Genomic DNA, 17459 nt, shown 5'->3' on the forward strand with positions numbered 1-17459 from the left:
CACTGCAGCCAGCATCACGTCGCGCACGATGTCGCCGCTGTGGCCTGCCGTCGTAGCCGTCCAGCTCATTGCCTCACGGTCACAGCAATCCAGCGCGAACGTTACGCGCAGCGGCTCGCCGTTGTCGCAGCGGAACTCGAAGCCGTCCGAGCACCATCGCTGATTGCTGCGCGCTACGGCTACCTTGCCGTCGTGTCGACGTTGGGGCCGAGGTGGAATCGGTCGGCGCTGCATCAGCAGCCCATGTGTGCGCATGACGCGATAGATTCGCTTGGCATTAAACGGCGCCAGTCCGACTGCAACGCGCTCGTTGCGCAAGATGCCCCAAACCCGGCGATAGCCATAGCTGGGCAAATCGCCAATGACCCGGCGGATCTCCTCGACCGCGGCCGCGTCGTCAGTCTGCCTCGATTGACGGCCATCGCGCCACGTCGCCGGACGCGACAGCCGTGCCGATACGTTCGAGCGCGACACGCCGAGAACTTCACAAACCAGTTTCACTGGTCGTCCTCCGGCAGCGAGGGCGAGTGCGCTATCCATTTTTTTGCCCGACCGTACTCGACTGCTTCGCGGAGAATCTCGTTCTCCATGGTCTTCTTGCCGAGCATCCGTTGCAGCTCACGAATCTGCTTGAGCGCATCGGCCAGTTCCGAGGCCGGAACCACCTCCTCGCCAGCTTTAACCGCTGACAGGCTCCCATCCTGATACAGCTTGCGCCAGTGGAACAGTTGGTTCGGATTCACGCCGTGCTGGCGCGCGACCATCGAAACCGATTTCCCCGGCTCGAAACTCTCGCGAACCATCGCCAGCTTCTGCTCCGCCGTCCAGCGCCGCCGGCGCTCCGGGCCCGTCAACACTTCCATCACTTCCTGCCTGGTGTTAGTCAAAAACACAGTCTTATGCCTACCCGTTATTGTAAGTGGGTGACTGTGTCCGGCGTTTCAGGGGGCTGCTCCACCGTCAAGTCGCCCTTGCGAACAATAGCCTTCATGTGGCGGCTACTCCGTCCGATGCTTCTTTACCAGTTCCAAGGTCTCGCACGCTCGAAGAATCGTGTCTTCCGAGAATAGAGATAGCGGATGTTCGTTGAGCCAGAGAAGCCATTCGATTACAGCGTCGCACTCGACGTCTGTCAGCTTGGGCCAACGTTGCAAAAAATAGTCATCCCAGTATTCCACGACCGGCGACCTATCCAGCGACGCCATCAAGCTCTCGATGACCGTCAACGCGACCTGATTGTCTTCGATCGAGACGCGCATGATTCCGGGCAAAAAGTAGCAGAACGCTTCGGGAGTAAATCTGTAGACAGCGTCTGCGTAGTTTGTCCAGTCGTAAGCAGTCGTCTCGTCCCAGAGCAAGTTTGAGAAGTGCAATGCGTCGTTGTAGTCATTCGTGTCGGGGGAGACTGTTGGAACGACCGACATCGGTCTCTTCCTCTCGGAAAAAGCCCGTCCAATATGTCCCATCACTAAACGCCCGTCATCAGCTGTTTGCATTTTCCTACCATCGCCCATGCGTTTGCCATTGCTTGTTGGTGGCCTTGGTCCCCACCGTTCCAACATCGTTGCTCGCGTTGTGACCTCGCCTTCGCAAGACCAAGCCAAGCGTTGTATCGGACCGTCACGTCGTAGCCTCTCATAGCCTGTGTACACCCGCCGAGCTTGCCGACGACATCCTTTGCACGGTTCACTTCGCCGTTCAACTGCTTGCATGGATCGTTCGGACAAGGCGCCGCATCTGTCGTCGGTTTTGCTTTCGCTTGACTCAGCGAGTTGCTGCCGGTTATGGCATTGTTGAGCGCACCGCCACAATGAATGCAGCGCCGCCGATGATCGTCACACCGGCCACGATACGCTACTCTACCGACGAGATATTCCAGGACGAACAAGTCGTCATGTCGTTTGCCGCCCGTCGGGAACTGACGTCAGGCAGCACTACGCTGGAAACCAACGACTACAAGGCGCCAAGCGCGCAGCGCCTCGCCGCTGGCGTCACCGGCGTCAATCAGGGTGACGTTGACGACTATGAAATCTACGACTATCTCGGGGCGCACGGGTTTTCGGACAATGACCGTGGCGAGCAGCTCGCGCGCTTTCGTTCAGAGGCGCTGGCCACGCACAGCAAGTACTTTTCCGGTGTCAGCGACTGCTGGCGCAGCGAGCCCGGTCGATACGTACAGATCGCAATGGATCAGGCTCAGCACGCTTGCACGTGTCCCAATTCAGCATTCAAGAAATGAAGAAATGAGAAACCAATGTCATTGATCGCCATGCAACGAAGCCGATATTTCCCGGATGCCATGGGTTTGCTTGTTCTCATGATCCAGGTGACAATCCTGGCGACTTTTGTATCGGCTTCCCAAATTTCCCGGCCCTTGTGGGTACCTATCTATGTCGCTTGGGCTGCGAGCGCGATTTTTGTTTGGCGCAAAGTTGAAGCGGAGACGAAGCCGTGGCTCATGACCGGATTGTGTTCGATAGGTGGCGCAGTTCTATGGTTCGCCGTGACCCGAACTGTCAGTCACTGGATATTTGGGGCCACGGAATCCGAGCTTTCTAAAGTCTTCGATGTGCTGGTTGCATTGATACTTTCCCCCGGTCTGACTTTTGTTGCGATCGCTGGTTGGGTTCGTGCAGTTATACGGCGAAAGTCCGGTTCCGTCCGGCCTGCTGCCGTCAATTGAATCGTGGTGCGTTCGTCCTGCGCCGTGCTGAATTACCAGTAAGCTCCGGATTGCTCGCTTGCGAGCAGTCTTGAGATTCGATCGACACCCTCAGGCTGGCCTTCACGCCGTCTCCTGAACGAGTCCCCCCGCGCGCTCAAATTCACGCACGCCCAAAAAAATGGCACTCGACGGATCCGAAAGAATGGACATCCGTCGGCTTACTGGCGTGCGATCGATTCTCAACCGATCCGGGGAAGCCACGATGTCGAACTACCCGAACGGGTAGGGACCGTTCGTGCCCCCCATCCCTAAACTGCTTTCCTGAGGATTTCGCGGCGAGCGATCGCTTGTCTGCGTATTCGATGACAGACCGACGCGCATTGAAGCGAGCCATCGGCACAGGCAGGCGAGTCACGGCCTTCCAACTTCGAAAAACACCAGGAGACGTAGTAGATGAAGCATGCCCTTTCCCCCGTCAACCTCGTCGTTACGCCTCTTATTTGCCTTGCCGTCGGCATGCCGGCCGCCCGTGCGCAAAGCAGTGTCACGCTGTACGGCGTCGTCGACGCCGGCATTCTCTATACGAGCAAGACCGTGAATCCCGCGACCGGGCAGAACGCGGGCCATCAGTTTTCGATGGTGACGGGCGGCATGACGCCGTCGCTGTTCGGCCTGAAAGGCACCGAGGATCTCGGCGGCGGGGTGAAGGCCATTTTCACGCTCGAAAGCGGGATCGATATCGCGAAAGGCAGCTTCACGGATTCGAACGGCAACATGTTCGGCCGGCAGGCGTGGGTGGGGCTCGCCAGTCCATACGGGACGGTGAAGGCCGGCGTGCAGTTCTCGCCGTTCGTGTTGTCGCTCATCTCGACCGATGCGCGCGATGTGTCTTACTTCGGCAGCGGCGTGCCGATCTACGTCGGTAGCGTGTTCGTGACCGGCATCTTCAATTCGAACGCGGTGTCCTATACGAGCCCGACGATCGGCGGGTTCCAGGGCGCCGCGATGCTCGCGCTCGGTGGCGTCGCGGGCGACTTCCAGGCGGGGCGGCAGTATTCGGCGAGCCTCAAATATACGTATGGACCGCTGCTGGTCAGCGCCGCCATGTACAACGGCAACGCGGGCGGCACCGCCGCGTCGACGCCCGTGCCGAGCACGGTGCCGTTTACGGGGCGCACGATCGGCGCCACGTATCAGTATCGCGACCTGACGGTGAAGGCGTCGTTCGTCGGCTACAAAATTTCCGGGTCGTTCGACAACCGTGTCTACAGCGGCGGCCTGAGCTATCAGATCACGCCCGCCGTGAATGCGGATGCCGGGGTCTGGTATACGAGCGACGGCAACGACACGGGCAACCACTCGATCATGGCTGCGACCGGCGTGACTTACAGCCTGTCGAAGGCGACCCTGCTGTACGGCCAGTTCGGCTTCGTCAACAACCACGGGAAGATGAATACCGGTCTGTCGACGAACGACGCGTTGTTCGGTGCGTCGGGTTCGACGTTCGGCTCGGCAGTCGGCATCCGTCACTTGTTCTGACCGGCACGCGCCGCATTCGCAACGCGGCGCGCAGCGTTCGGGCCGGTTTGGGTCTTGCCGTCGACCTCGGCGGACGCTGTACCTGCTCGTTCGGTGCGATGGGGCCCATCCGCATCGGGACTGCGCGCGATGTGCCGCGCACCGCACTGTTTTTTCCGAATCGCCGCGCCGACTTTCGGCGCGGCGTCCCCTCTCCCTATGTCACGCCGACGCGATGTCGGCGAACGGGCTTTGCCCGTTCGTCGCCATTGATCCGGGCCGGCCACTCGGCACGGTGTGCCAGGCATAGTCGCGGCGCGTGCACGCCGCGCATCTCCCGTTCTCTTCAACGCATCGCGCACGACGGCGCCGGGGCGCGATTCGATACGCATGTCCGACAAGGTCGCATACACATGTGCACCGCATACGGGCAATCCATGTCTCGAGACTACCCGGACGGGTGGCGTGGTGCGTCAAGCAGGCACCTAGACTGATTCCACGATAGACACAACAACAGGAGACGACATGCATTGCCCATTTCTCTCACCGCTGCGTGGTCGCCAGGCCGCACAGCCCGCGCCGCTAGACCTTCCCGCCGGCCCGCCGTCGCGGCGGATTCGCCAGGTCTGACCCGACCCTTCACCCAGCGAGACAGTTCATGACTCACTCATCCGATTTCACGCACGATGTGCGGTCGGGTTCGGCAAGTGCCGGGCCTGGGCGGCATCGCCTGATCAACATCGACAACGGCGGTACGCTGACCGACATTTGCGTGATGGACCGCGACAAGGTGGTGCGCACGAAGACGCTGACGACGCCGCACGATCTGTCGCAATGTCTGTTCGACGGATTGCGTAAGGCATCCGAAGCAATATACGGACACGAGGATCTCGAGGCGCTGCTGCTGTCAACGGCGGCGATCCGCTATTCGACGACGCAGGGTACCAACGCGCTGGTCGAACGCAAGGGGCCGCGGCTCGGCCTGGTGGTCGGCGGCACGCTGACGGCCGATCGGGTTCGCGACGCGGACGGTGCGGCGAGCCTGTTCGACACGGTGATCGGCGAGCGTACGGTTTCGCTGGGCAGCGAGCCGTCCGAAGCGGAGATCGTGCGCATCGTCGGCGAGCTCGCGGCGGCGGGCGCGAACCGGCTGGTCGTGGCGATCGGCGGCGCGCGGCGTGCGGAGCTCGAACAGCGGCTGAAGAGCCGGCTGCTGCGCAGTTTTCCGCCGCACCTGCTCGGCGCGCTTCCGATCCTGTATGCGCACGAAGTCGCCGACGATGCCGACGACGTGCGACGCACGTGGACCGCGCTGTTCAACGCATTCCTGCATCCGGCGATGGAGCGCTTCCTGTACAGCGCCGAGCAGAAGCTGCGCGACGCGCGAGCGCAAAGTCCATTGCTGGTGTTCCGCAACGACGGCCATGCGGGCCGCGTCGCGAAGACGATCGCGTTGAAGACCTACAGTTCGGGCCCGCGCGGCGGGATGGAAGGCGCGCGCGTGCTGGCCGCGCACTACGGACTGACACACCTGTTGTCGATGGATATCGGCGGCACGACGACTGACATCGGCGTTGTCGATGAACATGGCGTGCGCGCGAACCGGTACGGCAACGTCGAGGGCGTGGCGACATCGTTCGCGCTGTGCGACGTGGTCAGCGCGGGCGTCGGCGGCAGTTCGATTATTCGTGCGGACGGCGACAGAATCGTGGTTGGGCCGGAGAGCGTCGGCAGCGCGCCAGGGCCGGCATGCTTCGGCCTGGGGGGTACCCGGGCGACGATCACCGATGCGTTCGCGCTGGCGGGATTGCTTGATCCGGCGTCGTTCTTCGGCGGCAAGCTGCACCTCGACAAGGCGCGCGCACGGCAGGCCATTCATGCGCATGTCGCCGATCCGATGAAGATGGGTGACAAGGAGGCACTCGCCGCGATGGAAGCCGCGTGGGTGAAGAAGGTTGCCGACAGCCTCGTTGCGTACACGGAAATTCGCGCCGATACGACGCTCGCCGCATTCGGCGGCGCGGGCGCGTTCGTCGCGTGCCGGGTCGCGGACGCGATCGGCGTGAAGCGCGTGTTGATTCCCGGGCTGGCGGCAGTGTTCTCCGCATACGGAATCGGCTTTTCGGATGTGGGCCATGGCTTCTCGGCGCCGCTGGCCGACACGACCGGGGACGCGCTCGCCGCGACGATGGACGTGCTGCTCACGCAAGCATCGCGCGCGATGTTCGGCGAAGGCGCGGCGATCGAAGACTGCCGGCTCGTCTACACGCTCGAGGCTACCGGCGCCGACGGCAAGACGGTCGAACACGCGTTGCCGGGCCCGGCGTTGCCGCCGGGCGTCGCGCCGGGCGCCACGCTGTCGGTGACGCTGACCGCGATCAAGCGTATGCCGCAGGCGGTGCTCGACGGCCGGTTCGGCGAGGGTGGCCAGCAGGCAGCGATCGCGCGCGGCACGCGCCTGGTGGTTGTCGATGGCCGCGAAGCCGAGCTGCCGCTGTATCGCGTGGAAGACCAGCCGAAGGGCGTCGCGGTGTATGCGGCCGGCCCGGCCGTGCTCGAGGAGGACTTTTTCACCGGGCGCATCGACGCGGGCTGGCACTTCGAAATCAACTCCACCGGAGACATCCTGCTCAGCAGCGGCAAGGAGAGCAAATAATGAAAGTTCTGATTACCGAAACGCTGCGCATCGACCTGGATGCGGAGCAGTGGGAATGCCGGCGTTGCGGTCATGCGCACGGTAGCGCCCGCGACAACTACAAGCGCGGGCTGCTCGTCCACGATCGCGACCCGCGCGAGATCCACAAGCCGCTGCTCGATCCGGCGCAATACGAGCGTACCTATTCACCCGATCCGGACTGGTGCCGGATTCTCGAGTACTACTGCCCGGAGTGCGGCGTTCTGGTTGAGGCCGAGTATCTGCCGCCGGGCCATCCGCCGCTGCACGACATCGAACTCGACATCGACGCGTTGAAGGCGCAATGGAAGGACCGGCCGGAGATGATCGAGCCCGCGCAGGCACCCGACCTCGCGCTCGAGCGCGTGAAGCTGCAGCGCGCGTTGCATGCGGCCGCGCATCATCGGCATGCGCTCGCCGGCGCCGCCGATGAATCGTCCACTTGAGATACGGGGAGAATCGCTCATGAAACGTGTTTCCGTCGACATCGGCGGCACCTTCACGGATTGCTTCGTCGCGTGGGGCGAGCAGTGCGTCGAGGGCAAGTCGCTGACCACGCATCACAATCTCGCGGTCGGCTTCAACGACTCGCTCGCGGACGCGTGCCGCCAGCTCGAACTGACGCCGACGCAGCTTCTGTCCGAAGTCGATTCGGTGCGTTATGCGACGACGCTCGGCACCAATGCGCTGATCGAGCGCAAGGGGCCGCGGGTCGGCTTGATCGTGACCACGGGTTTCAAGCACTCGGTTCCGTTGTCCCGTGCGCGTGGTTACGGCGAAGGGCTGTCCGAGTCCGAGCAGATGGATATCCCGAATGCCGCGCGGCCGGAGCCGCTCGTCGCGATTCCGCTGATCCGTGAAGTCCGCGAACGCATCGACTATGCGGGGCAGGTGTTCTGGACGCTCGACGAGGACGACGTGCGGTTGCGCATTCGCGAACTCGTCGATGCCGGTGCGCAGGCGCTGGTCGTGATGTTCACGAACAGCGTGGTGAATCCGGTGCACGAACTGCGCGTGCGTGAAATTTTCCTCGACGAATATCCGGCGCACATGCTCGGCGCGATTCCGATGCTGTTGTCGCATCAGGTCGTCGGGCGCAAGGGCGAATACTCGCGAGCGACGTCGTCGATCATCGACGCGTTCCTGCATCAGATCATGTATCACGGGCTCGGCACGCTGGAGCTGAACCTGCGCCAGCAGGGCTACGCGAAGCCGATGCTGGTCAATCACAACTCGGGCGGGATGGCGCAGCTCAACTCGACCGATGCGCTGCAGACGGTTCATTCGGGACCGGTTTCGGGGATTGCCGCCAGCGAATACCTGGCTGCCGCCGCCGAGCTCGGCAACGTGGTCGCGACCGACATGGGCGGCACCAGCTTCGACATCGGCATCGTCGTGCGGGGCGGGCAGAAATTCTACGACTTCAACCCGGTGATCGATCGCTGGCTCGTCAGCGTGCCGATGGTGCATCTCGTCGCGCTGGGCGCGGGCGGCGGCTCGATCGCGCGCTACGAGCGTATGTACAAGACCGTCGAGATCGGCCCGCAATCGGCCGGCTCCGACCCGGGGCCTGCCTGCTACGACCGCGGCGGCCAGCATCCGACCGTGACCGATGCCGATCTGCTGCTCGGCTATCTCGACCCGAACAACTACGCGAACGGTCGCATTCCGTTGAACCCGCGCCGCGCGAAACAGGCGATGCAGGACGACCTGTGCGACGAGCTGGACCTCGACGTGATCGAGACCGCGAAGCTGATCAAGAAGCAGGTCGACGCATCGATGGCGAACGGCATCGCGACCGAGCTACGCACGCGCGGCTACGAGCCGAAGGATTTCACGGTGCTCGCATACGGCGGCAACGGCCCGCTGCACGCGTGCGGGATCGCGGCCGCGCTCGGCATCGGTCGCGTCCTCGCGCCGCCGTATTCGTCGACCTTCTCCGCGTGCGGCGCCGGCACAGTGAACCAGATGCACATTCACGAGATGAATACGTGGACCGTGCTGTTCAATCCGAACACGAAAGCGTTCTTCGCGGATTTCGACGCGTTCAACCGCGGCGTCGAGGAACTGGAGCGGCGCGGGCGCGAGGATCTCGAACGGCAGGGCATGGATCCGGCACAGATCCGCTATCGGCTCGAACTGGACATGCGCTACGGCAACCAGCGCGTGCAGACGGCGGTGGTAACGCCGCTGTCGAGGCTGAAGAACCAGCGTGACGTGCTGACGCTGATGGAGCTGTTCCATGAAAGCTACGGCTCGCGCTTCGGCGAGGGCTCCCAGAGCCCCGAGACGGGCGTGCGGATCAATACGCTGCGCGTGTGCGCGTACGTCGAACAGCCGTCGGTGAAGTTCGCGAAGCTGACGGTCAGCGACGATCCGCTGCCGCCGCCGGAGCCGGTCGGTCATCGCGACTGCCACTTCGTCGGGCACGACGGGCCGCTGCGCACCGCGATCTACGACGACCGCGCGCGCGCCGAGCGAACGCGGATCGAAGGGCCGGCCGTCATCACCACGCGCGCGACGACGTTCCTCGTCGAACCGGGCTGGATCTACCAGGCGACGGCCCAGGGCGGCGCGTGGTTCCTGCGCAAGTAAGCAAGGAGTTCGACATGCAAAACGACATCAATGCGGAAGACCGGGCGCTGCTCGACAAGTTCATCGCCGACAACACGCTGTTCCTCGGGCCGGATCCCGAGATCATGCGCAACCACAGCATCCTGCCGCGCTCGAAGGCCGAGCAGGAAGTGCTCGAGCGCGGCGTCGATCCGCACCAGGTTCACCATGTGCGCGGCTTGATCAACTCGGCGCTGTCCGAGGCGTTCACGATGGTGAACCAGATGGGGGCGGCGCCGGGTGCGAAGTGGGGCGACCTCGTGACGGCGATCTACACCGCGCAGGGCGACCTGTCGATGATCGCGCCGCACGGGATCATCGCGTTCGCCGCGTGCTGCTTCTATCCGATCCGCTTCATCATCAAGAACTGGACCGACGATCCGACCGTCGGCGTGAAGGACGGCGACGGGTTCATCCACAACGACGCGCGTTATGGCGGCATTCACAACACCGACCAGTCGATGATGATGCCGCTGTTCTACAAGGGCGAACTCGTCTGCTGGCTGTCGTCGACGATCCACGAGGGCGAAAACGGCTCGACCGAGCCGGGCGGCTTGCCGGCAAAGGCGGAGAGCAAGTACGACGAAGGCATCAAGATGCCGCCGTTCAAGATCGTCGAGAACTTCGAGCTGAAGCGCGATCTCGTCACGTTCCTGCAGAACTCGGTGCGCGATCCGCGGCTGCAGCTCGAAGACATGAAGGTCAAGCTGCATGCGGTGCTGCGGCTGCGCGACCGGATCATCGCATTGCTCGACCAGTATGGCCGCGATGCGCTGATCGGCACGCTGCGCTCGCATCTGGAAGACGTCGAGACGGAGATGCGTCGGCGTATTCGCGAGCTGCCCGACGGCACGACGCGCGTGCTGCAGTTCATGGATTCGAGCCTGCGCGAGAACGCGCTGCAGAAAATCTCCTGTGCGATCACCGTGAAGGGCGACCGGATGATCATGGATTTTCGCGGCTCGGCCCCGCAGTTCATGAACCGCTCGGTGAACACCAACATCGCCTCGTTCAAGGCGGCGCTGTGTACCGGGCTGTTGCAGAACATCTGGCCGGATCTGCCGCACACGATGGCCGTGCTGTCGCCGATCGAGATCATCACCGATCGCAACTCGATCCTCGACGCCGAGGGCGAGATGCCGCAGGCGATGAGCCTGATGCCGCTGTTCAAGGGCTGCGTGGTCTGGACGATCCCGATGAACAAGCTCAGCTACAGCCTGCCGCATCGCTACTCCGCGGTGATCGCGTCGCAATACGATCAGGCGGCGACGTTCATCTACGGCGGCCTCACGCAACACGGCGACGTGACCGGCAACTTCTGCGCGGACATCAACGGCAACGGGCAGGGCGCGCGCAGCCACGCGGACGGCGAGCACTCGATCTCGCCCGTGTTCGGCTTCATGTGCGACACCGGCGAGCACGAGATTGCCGAGGAGGATACGCCGATCATCCGCCTCGGCGCGCAGCGGCTCGCGAAGGACCGGATCGGCTGGGGCAAGTATCGCGGCGGGATGGGCTACGAGCAGATCGCGACCGCGCGCGGGTCGGGCCTGTGGGGCTTCATGACCGGATGCGAGGGGTCGAAGTTCCCGTCCGCGCAGGGCCTGTTCGGCGGCTATTCGTGCCCGAGCTATCAGCTGATGAAGATCAAGGGCATCAACATCTTCAAGGTGCTGGAGGAAAATCCGAAAGCCGTCGAAACGTTCGACATCGTCGACCTGATGAACAACCGCCCGATTCCGGGGGCGAAGTACAGCAGCCACGACATGGGCATGACGTTCGAGATCTGCAACGAAGGCGAGATCTACATGATCTGCCAGGGCTCGGGCGGCGGCTACGGCGACGTGCTCGAACGGGATCCGGCGCTCGTGATGAAGGATCTGCGCGAGGAACTGATGTCGCACGAGAATGCACGCGACATCTACAAGGTCGTCTACGACGAGCAGACGCTGGTCGTGGACGTCGAGGCGACCGCCGATGCTCGGGCTGCCGAGCGGCTTGCGCGGATCGCGCGCGCCCGGCCGTTCGATGCGTTCTGCGCGGAATGGGTGACGCCCGAACCGCCTGCGTCGTTGCCGTACTTCGGGAGCTGGAGCGACAACGCGGAGATTTACGCGACGACGCTGGGCCAGCGCGTCACGATGCCGGCCGACCGGCTTCAGGGTGCGTACATGCTCGATCCGAAGGACGTGCGAATCGCGGAACTGGAAGCGCGTCTCGACGCATTGAACGCGGGGGCGTCATCATGCCCGGATTGACGCAAGCCAGCCGCTCGCGTCGGCTGCTGTGGCTCGATCACGCCGGCTATAGCGCGCCGCTGCTCACGGGTGACGCGCCACCGTGGCTCGACAGCGCCGCGTGCGTGGCGTGGGCGCGGCACGCGCAGGGCCTGCTGCGCCCGGACGTGCTCACGCTGCCGCTCGCGGATGTGGCCGACGCGTGGCTCACGCGCGACTCGGCGCTTGCCGCCGAGCTGATCGGCAAGACGAAGCGCGCGCATCTGCCGCTGAAAGCGTATCTTTCGAGCGAGCCGGTGCGTGCGCACGTGACGGCGCTGGCGGTCGCGCTGCGCGCCGCGTTGCCCGACGCGATCTTCGTGCTGGAGCTGCCGTCGCCGCGCGACTGGGCGGCGCGCGCATTCGCGTTCGCGAGCGGCACGCAGCGCGTCGAAGTCGACGAAGACGCAGCCGACGCGGCAGCGGCGTGCGTGGCGGATTTCCTGCGCACGTTCGCGACGGCCGGAGTGGACGCCGTGCTGATGCGCGATTCGCTCGGATGGGATGCCGACGGTGCCGCGCACGGGCTGGCGCTGCTTCAGCCGGTCGCGAACGTCGCGCGGCATTATGGCTGGGAATGGGGGCTGCGGATTCCGGCGTCGGTCGCCTTCACGGGCGCGTCGGCGCCGGATTTTGCGATCGCGCCGGCGACGTGCGGCCCGGGGCCGACCGGCGTTGTCGTGCCCGCAGCGTTCTGGTTTGGCGAAGACGATTTGCCGGAGGCGCGGCCCGACACGTTCGACGTCGCGGAAATTCCCGCCCTGGCGCATCCCGAAACGGTTCTCGCGCGCATTACGCGCTTACGTGAAAGGCATTGACATGACGAACGAAGGCGAACTGATGTGGACGCCGGATGACGCGTTCATGCGCGGTTCCAATCTGGCGCGTTTCATGGACTGGCTCGCGGCCGATCGAGACCTGGCGTTTGCCGACTACGATGCGCTGTGGCGATGGTCGACCGATGAACCGGACGCGTTCTGGGCGTCGATCTGGCAGTGGTTCGACGTGCAGTTCGACGGTTCGGCGCGTCGCGTGACCGACGGCGCGCCGATGCCGCACACGCGCTGGTTTCCCGATGCACGCGTGAACTACGCGGAACACGTGCTGCAGCATGCCGCGCATGCGGACGCGGCGCAGCCGGCATTCCACTACGCGAGCGAAACGCAACCGCTGCGCACGTTGTCGCTGGTCGAGCTCGCCGGCCGGGTGCGGCGCGTCGCGACGCGCTTGCGCGAGATGGGCGTGCAGCCCGGCGACCGCGTCGTCGCGTATTTGCCGAACGTGCCCGAATGCGCGATCGCGATGCTCGCAGCCACCAGCATCGGGGCAGTATGGTCGTCGGCCGCGATCGATTTCGGTGTGCGTACGGTGGTCGACCGCTTCCGGCAGATCGCGCCGAAGGTGCTGATCGCGGCCGATCGCTACAGCTTCGGCGGACGGGTGTTCGAGCGCACGGAGGAAGCGCTGCAGATCGCGCACGCGCTGCCGTCGCTGGAGGCGCTCGTGTGGTTGTCGTCCGACGCCGATGCGCTGCCGGACGGCGCCGCGACACTGCCGTGTGCGACGCATCCGTGGCATGCGCTTCTGGATGGCCCCGACGTGCCGCCCGACGCATTCCGCTTCGAACGTGTTGGTCCCGATCATCCGCTCTGGATCGTGTTCTCGTCGGGAACGACCGGTTTGCCGAAGGCGATCGTCCACAGCCACGTCGGTATCCTCGTCGAGCACCTGAAGCTGATGCACCTGCACATGGATCTGCGCGCCGGCGACGTGATGTTCTTCTACAGCACGACCGGCTGGATGATGTGGAACCTGCTGGTCGCGTCGCTGATGACGGGCGCGGCCGCGGTGCTCTACGACGGCAGCCCGATGCACGGCGGGCCGGGTTGCCTGTGGCAGCTCGCCGCCGATGCGGGAGCGACCTGCTTCGGCGGCAGCCCGACGTTCGTGCAGATGATGGAGAAGGCCGGCCTCGAGCCCGGCCGCGAATTCGACCTGTCGCGCGTCAGGAGCGTGATCCTGAGCGGCGCGCCAAGCACGCCGGAAACCTTCTCGTGGTTCTATCGCTGCGTGAAACCGGATTTGTGGGTCACGTCTCAATCCGGCGGCACCGAGCTGTGCAGCGGGCTCGTCGGTGCCGTGCCGCTGCTGCCGGTGCGGGCGGGAGAGATCCAGGCGCGCATGCTCGGCATGGCGGTCGACGTGTGGAACGATGCCGGCGAGCCGGTCGTCGACGAAATCGGCGAGCTCGTCGTCACTCGGCCGGCGCCCTCCATGCCGATCTGCTTCTGGAACGACGACGGCGGCACGCGTTATCGGGAGTCCTATTTCGACTATTTCCCCGGCGTGTGGCGACACGGCGATTTCATGAAGATCGTGCCGCACGGCGGTTGCTACATCTATGGGCGGGCCGATTCCACGCTGAATCGACACGGCGTGCGCATCGGTTCGGCGGAGATCTATCGCGTCGTCGAGGAGATCGAAGTGGTGGCCGACAGCCTCGTCGTCTGCTGCGAACTGCCCGGCGGCCGCTACTTCATGCCGCTGTTCCTGCGCCTGCGCGATGGCGCGGCGCTCGACGATACGCTGCGCGCACGGATCGCGGAGCGGCTGCGCACGCTGTGCAGCCCGCGCCACGTGCCGGACGTGATGATCGCGATGGAGCAGATTCCGTACACGCTGACCGGCAAGAAAATGGAGGTGCCGGTGCGCAAGATCCTGATGGGGCAGCGCGCCGAAAGCGCGGCGAGTCGCGATGCGATGGCCAATCCGGCGGCGCTCGACGCATACGTGGCTTTTGCCGGCGCGGTGCCGCGATGACGGCGTCGCTCGTAACCGGCGCGCGGGCGGCGGGGGCCGACGGCCTGGACGACGGGGCGTCGCACGATGCAGGCTGCCTGCGCCCGTTCTGCTGCAATCCGTTCGCGGCGTTCTCGGCATTTTCGCGCGTCGGCGGCTGGACGCCGCCGCTGCCGGACGAGCGTGCGGCGGAGCCGACGGCCGGCGATGCTTGAAGCGGCTTTACGATTGAGGCACGATGCCTTCTCTTCCACGCCATCCGGACGATCGTGACTGCTTCCCAGAATTCGACGCGACGCAGGCCACGCCGCCACGGCGCGGACTTGCTCGAACACAAGTTCTTTCCGCCGGTCGCGCGTCGCGGCGCGATCGTCCGGCGTGCGCTGCTCGATCGCGTGACGGGGCTCGGCGTGCCGCACATCGTGATCCTGCAGGCCCCGCTCGGCAGCGGCAAATCGACGTTGCTGCAGCAGATCATGGAGGCAGGGCGCGCGAAGCGCTGGACGATGGCGTGGCTCGCGCTCGACGAGAACGACAACGATCCACGCCGTTTCGAAGCGTATTTCATCTCGCTGATCGCACAGATGGTCGAGGAGGCCGGCGTGGCCGCGAGCGGGCAGGCGGTGCGCCCGTCCGACAACATGCTCGACTGGGTGTTCGGCCAGCTCGCACGAGTCGACGGTCCGATCGGCATCTGCATCGACGATTTCCAGTGGATTCACGAGCCGGCGATTCTGCATTTCTTTCGCGATCTGCTGGACGCGCTGCCCGGGCGCTGTCGCGTCTACATCGGATCCCGCAACCTGCCGGACGTCGGCGTGAGCGCGTTGCAGGTTGCCGAAGAGGCGCTCGTGCTGCGGATGGAGGATCTGCGTTTCTCGACGGACGAAGCGGCCGTGTTCCTCGCGGATGCCGCCGACACGATCGATGCGGAAACGGAGGCGTTCATCCAGTCGCGTACCGAGGGATGGCCGGCGGGGCTGCAACTGTTCAAGCTCGCGCTCGCGCGCGACGAGATTCGGGACGCGCTCGACGAGATGCGCGACTGCACGCCGCTCGAGCTGGTTCGCTACCTGTCGGAGAATACGCTGGCGCTACAGCCGCCCGCCGTGCGGACGTTCCTGCTGAAGACGTCGCAATTGCGGCGCCTGAACGGCTCGCTCTGCGGGGAAGTGACCGGGTTCGAGCACGCGGACGCGGTGCTGCGGCAGCTCGAACGCGACGGGTTGTTCGTGGAGGCGCTCGACGGCAGCCCGGGATGGTATCGCTATCACGGGCTGTTCGCGCGCTTCCTGTCCGATCGGCTCGCGCATGAGGATGCGGCGCACGTGATCGACGTGCACCGCCGCGCCGCGCACTGGTACGTGCGCCATGGCGTGCCGGAAGAGGCGATGTTCCATGCGGTCGAGGCACGGGAGTATTCGCTCGCGATCACGACGCTGGACGACTGGGCGTCCCGACTCGTCGAGGGCGCCGAGTTGGTGACGGTCGCGTACTGGTTCGACCGGCTGCCGTTGCAGGAGGTGCTCGGCTGCCGGAGCCTCGCGGTGAAGATCGCGTGGGCGCTGGTGTTCCTGCGGCGCGGCGGGCCGACCCATCCGCTGCTGTCGTATCTCGCCGAAACGCGCAACGGGCACGGCGCGGACGTCGTGCTCGCGATGGCCTTGCTGTTCGGGAACGACCTGCGCGGTGCGGCGCGGCTCGCCGACGTGCCCGCGCTGCGTCAGCCGGCGTCCGGCCTGTTCGAGGCGTTCGAGCTCGGCGCGGCGGCCAATCTCCTTGCGTTCAGCGCGATGGCCGAGTGGGACGACGAACGGGCCCATCACCTGCTGGTGCTGGCGAACAGCCACAACGACCATGCACAGGCCGCGTTCAGCCATGGCTATACGCTCGCGTTGCGCTGCATCCTGCAGGTGATGAGCGCGCAGCCGCGGCTGGCTACCGACGCCCCGCATGCGACTCGCGGCATGCGACGCGACGCGGGCAGTCCGTACGTGAACCGGGGCATGTCGGCCGCGGCGCTGGCGGCGTCGCGCATCTGGGCCTGTTACGAGGCAGACCAGTTCGACACGGTCGAGCGACTCTCCGCTCAGTTCGGCGAGGATATTGCGCTCGCGACGGTGCCTGAATTCATCGCGTTGTCGATGGTGTCGATCGCGCGCGTGCATGTCGCGCGCGGCCGGATGCTCCAGGCGCGCGACGCGCTCGACACGCTCGAGCGTCTGAGCTTTCACAATCGCTGGTCGAGCGTGCGGGAGATGATTGCGTGGGAGCGCCTGTATCTGGCGGCGCGCAGCGGCGAGACGACACGCATCGATGCGTTGCTGTCGCAGGTATCGGGCGATACCGCCGCGCCGGACCCGGGGTGGATCGAGGTGACGGAACTGCTGAGCGGCCCTTTGCTCGGCCGCATCCGGCTCGCGTTGCAGCAGCAGCGGCTCGACCGGGCCGCCGAGTTGCTGAAGGCGGCGCTCGGCATCGTGCCGGCGCGACCGCTGCTGTCTGTCAAGCTGCAGGTCTTGCAGGCGCTGGTGCAGCATCGGCAAGGGCACACGCGGCTGGCGCTGCGCACGTTGCAGAGTGCGCAGGACGCCGCACGAGCGGGCGGCTGTACGCGTGCGTTGCTCGACGAGGGCGGCGAGCTGGCGGCGATGCTCGATGGCACGGAGCGGGCCGAGCCGCTTCCGAAGGCGAACGTCCAGAAGGCGGCGTGGTCGAGCCTGTTGTCGCAGCGGGAGGATGAAATCCTGCGGTTGCTGTGCAGCGGAGCGTCGAATCGCGAGATCTCCGAGAAGCTGTTCCTGTCCGAGAACACGGTGAAGTTTCACCTGAAGAATCTTTATCTGAAACTGGACGTCAAGAATCGGGCGCAGGCGATTCTCAAGGCGCAGTCGGACGCGCGCTAACCGAAGGG

The 17459-nt window shown here is 64.9% G+C and carries 13 protein-coding genes and 1 pseudogene; 11 read left to right on the forward strand and 3 right to left on the reverse strand.

From position 1 onward, the window contains the following. From DPV74_RS11280 to DPV74_RS42115, 3 genes and pseudogenes are all read right to left on the reverse strand, one after another. Positions 1-863, reverse strand: a pseudogene (locus DPV74_RS11280) (IS3-like element ISBcen6 family transposase); the annotation flags it as partial. A 135-nt stretch (positions 864-998) separates the two neighbouring features. Continuing rightward, complete coding sequence (locus tag DPV74_RS11285) at positions 999-1424, reverse strand: hypothetical protein (protein WP_060371749.1); 426 nt, start codon at positions 1422-1424, stop codon at positions 999-1001. Positions 1425-1468: 44 nt separating this feature from the next. Further along, positions 1469-1879, reverse strand: a complete 411-nt coding sequence (locus DPV74_RS42115; RefSeq protein ID WP_374708963.1) for a hypothetical protein — start codon at positions 1877-1879, stop codon at positions 1469-1471. Between DPV74_RS42115 and DPV74_RS11290 the strand changes: the two genes are divergently transcribed. The 11 genes from DPV74_RS11290 to DPV74_RS11340 all read left to right on the forward strand — a co-directional run bounded on the left by DPV74_RS11290 (position 1760) and on the right by DPV74_RS11340 (position 17451). Beyond that, positions 1760-2239 carry a contractile injection system protein, VgrG/Pvc8 family gene (locus DPV74_RS11290; RefSeq protein WP_162923017.1) on the forward strand — a complete coding sequence of 160 codons (480 nt, stop codon included), beginning with the start codon at positions 1760-1762 and terminating at the stop codon, positions 2237-2239. The two genes, DPV74_RS42115 and DPV74_RS11290, sit on opposite strands and share 120 nt — an antisense overlap. A 15-nt stretch (positions 2240-2254) precedes the next feature. After that, complete coding sequence (locus DPV74_RS11295) at positions 2255-2683, forward strand: hypothetical protein (protein WP_155633694.1); 429 nt, start codon at positions 2255-2257, stop codon at positions 2681-2683. A gap of 498 nt (positions 2684-3181) precedes the next feature. Further along, a complete protein-coding gene (locus DPV74_RS11300; RefSeq protein ID WP_119337165.1) occupies positions 3182-4204 on the forward strand; it encodes a porin in 1023 nt (340 codons plus the stop codon). 637 nt (positions 4205-4841) lie between these two features. Beyond that, entirely contained in the window at positions 4842-6839 is a 1998-nt protein-coding gene (locus DPV74_RS11305) for a hydantoinase/oxoprolinase family protein (RefSeq protein WP_119337166.1), read from the forward strand. Beyond that, the gene (locus DPV74_RS11310) at positions 6839-7303 is read left to right on the forward strand and encodes an acetone carboxylase subunit gamma (RefSeq protein ID WP_059699243.1); all 465 of its coding nucleotides are present in this window, start codon (positions 6839-6841) and stop codon (positions 7301-7303) included. The genes DPV74_RS11305 and DPV74_RS11310 overlap by 1 nt, the downstream gene beginning before the upstream one ends. Before the next feature lie 19 nt (positions 7304-7322). After that, complete coding sequence (locus tag DPV74_RS11315; protein WP_119337167.1) at positions 7323-9452, forward strand: hydantoinase/oxoprolinase family protein; 2130 nt, start codon at positions 7323-7325, stop codon at positions 9450-9452. A 14-nt stretch (positions 9453-9466) separates the two neighbouring features. Continuing rightward, positions 9467-11728, forward strand: a complete 2262-nt coding sequence (locus DPV74_RS11320) for a hydantoinase B/oxoprolinase family protein (protein WP_060193172.1) — start codon at positions 9467-9469, stop codon at positions 11726-11728. Further along, positions 11716-12564 (forward strand): hypothetical protein, encoded by an 849-nt coding sequence (locus tag DPV74_RS11325; protein WP_119337168.1) that lies wholly within the window; start codon positions 11716-11718, stop codon positions 12562-12564. The genes DPV74_RS11320 and DPV74_RS11325 overlap by 13 nt, the downstream gene beginning before the upstream one ends. A 1-nt stretch (position 12565) precedes the next feature. Continuing rightward, entirely contained in the window at positions 12566-14566 is a 2001-nt protein-coding gene (locus DPV74_RS11330) for an acetoacetate--CoA ligase (RefSeq protein ID WP_119337169.1), read from the forward strand. Then, the gene (locus tag DPV74_RS11335) at positions 14563-14760 is read left to right on the forward strand and encodes a hypothetical protein (RefSeq protein ID WP_060083193.1); all 198 of its coding nucleotides are present in this window, start codon (positions 14563-14565) and stop codon (positions 14758-14760) included. The genes DPV74_RS11330 and DPV74_RS11335 overlap by 4 nt, the downstream gene beginning before the upstream one ends. Before the next feature lie 108 nt (positions 14761-14868). After that, positions 14869-17451 (forward strand): LuxR C-terminal-related transcriptional regulator, encoded by a 2583-nt coding sequence (locus tag DPV74_RS11340; RefSeq protein ID WP_240439959.1) that lies wholly within the window; start codon positions 14869-14871, stop codon positions 17449-17451. Positions 17452-17459 lie beyond the last annotated feature (8 nt).

The organism is Burkholderia sp. HAN2018 (genome assembly GCF_024704855.1).
GTDB lineage: Bacteria > Pseudomonadota > Gammaproteobacteria > Burkholderiales > Burkholderiaceae > Burkholderia > Burkholderia cepacia.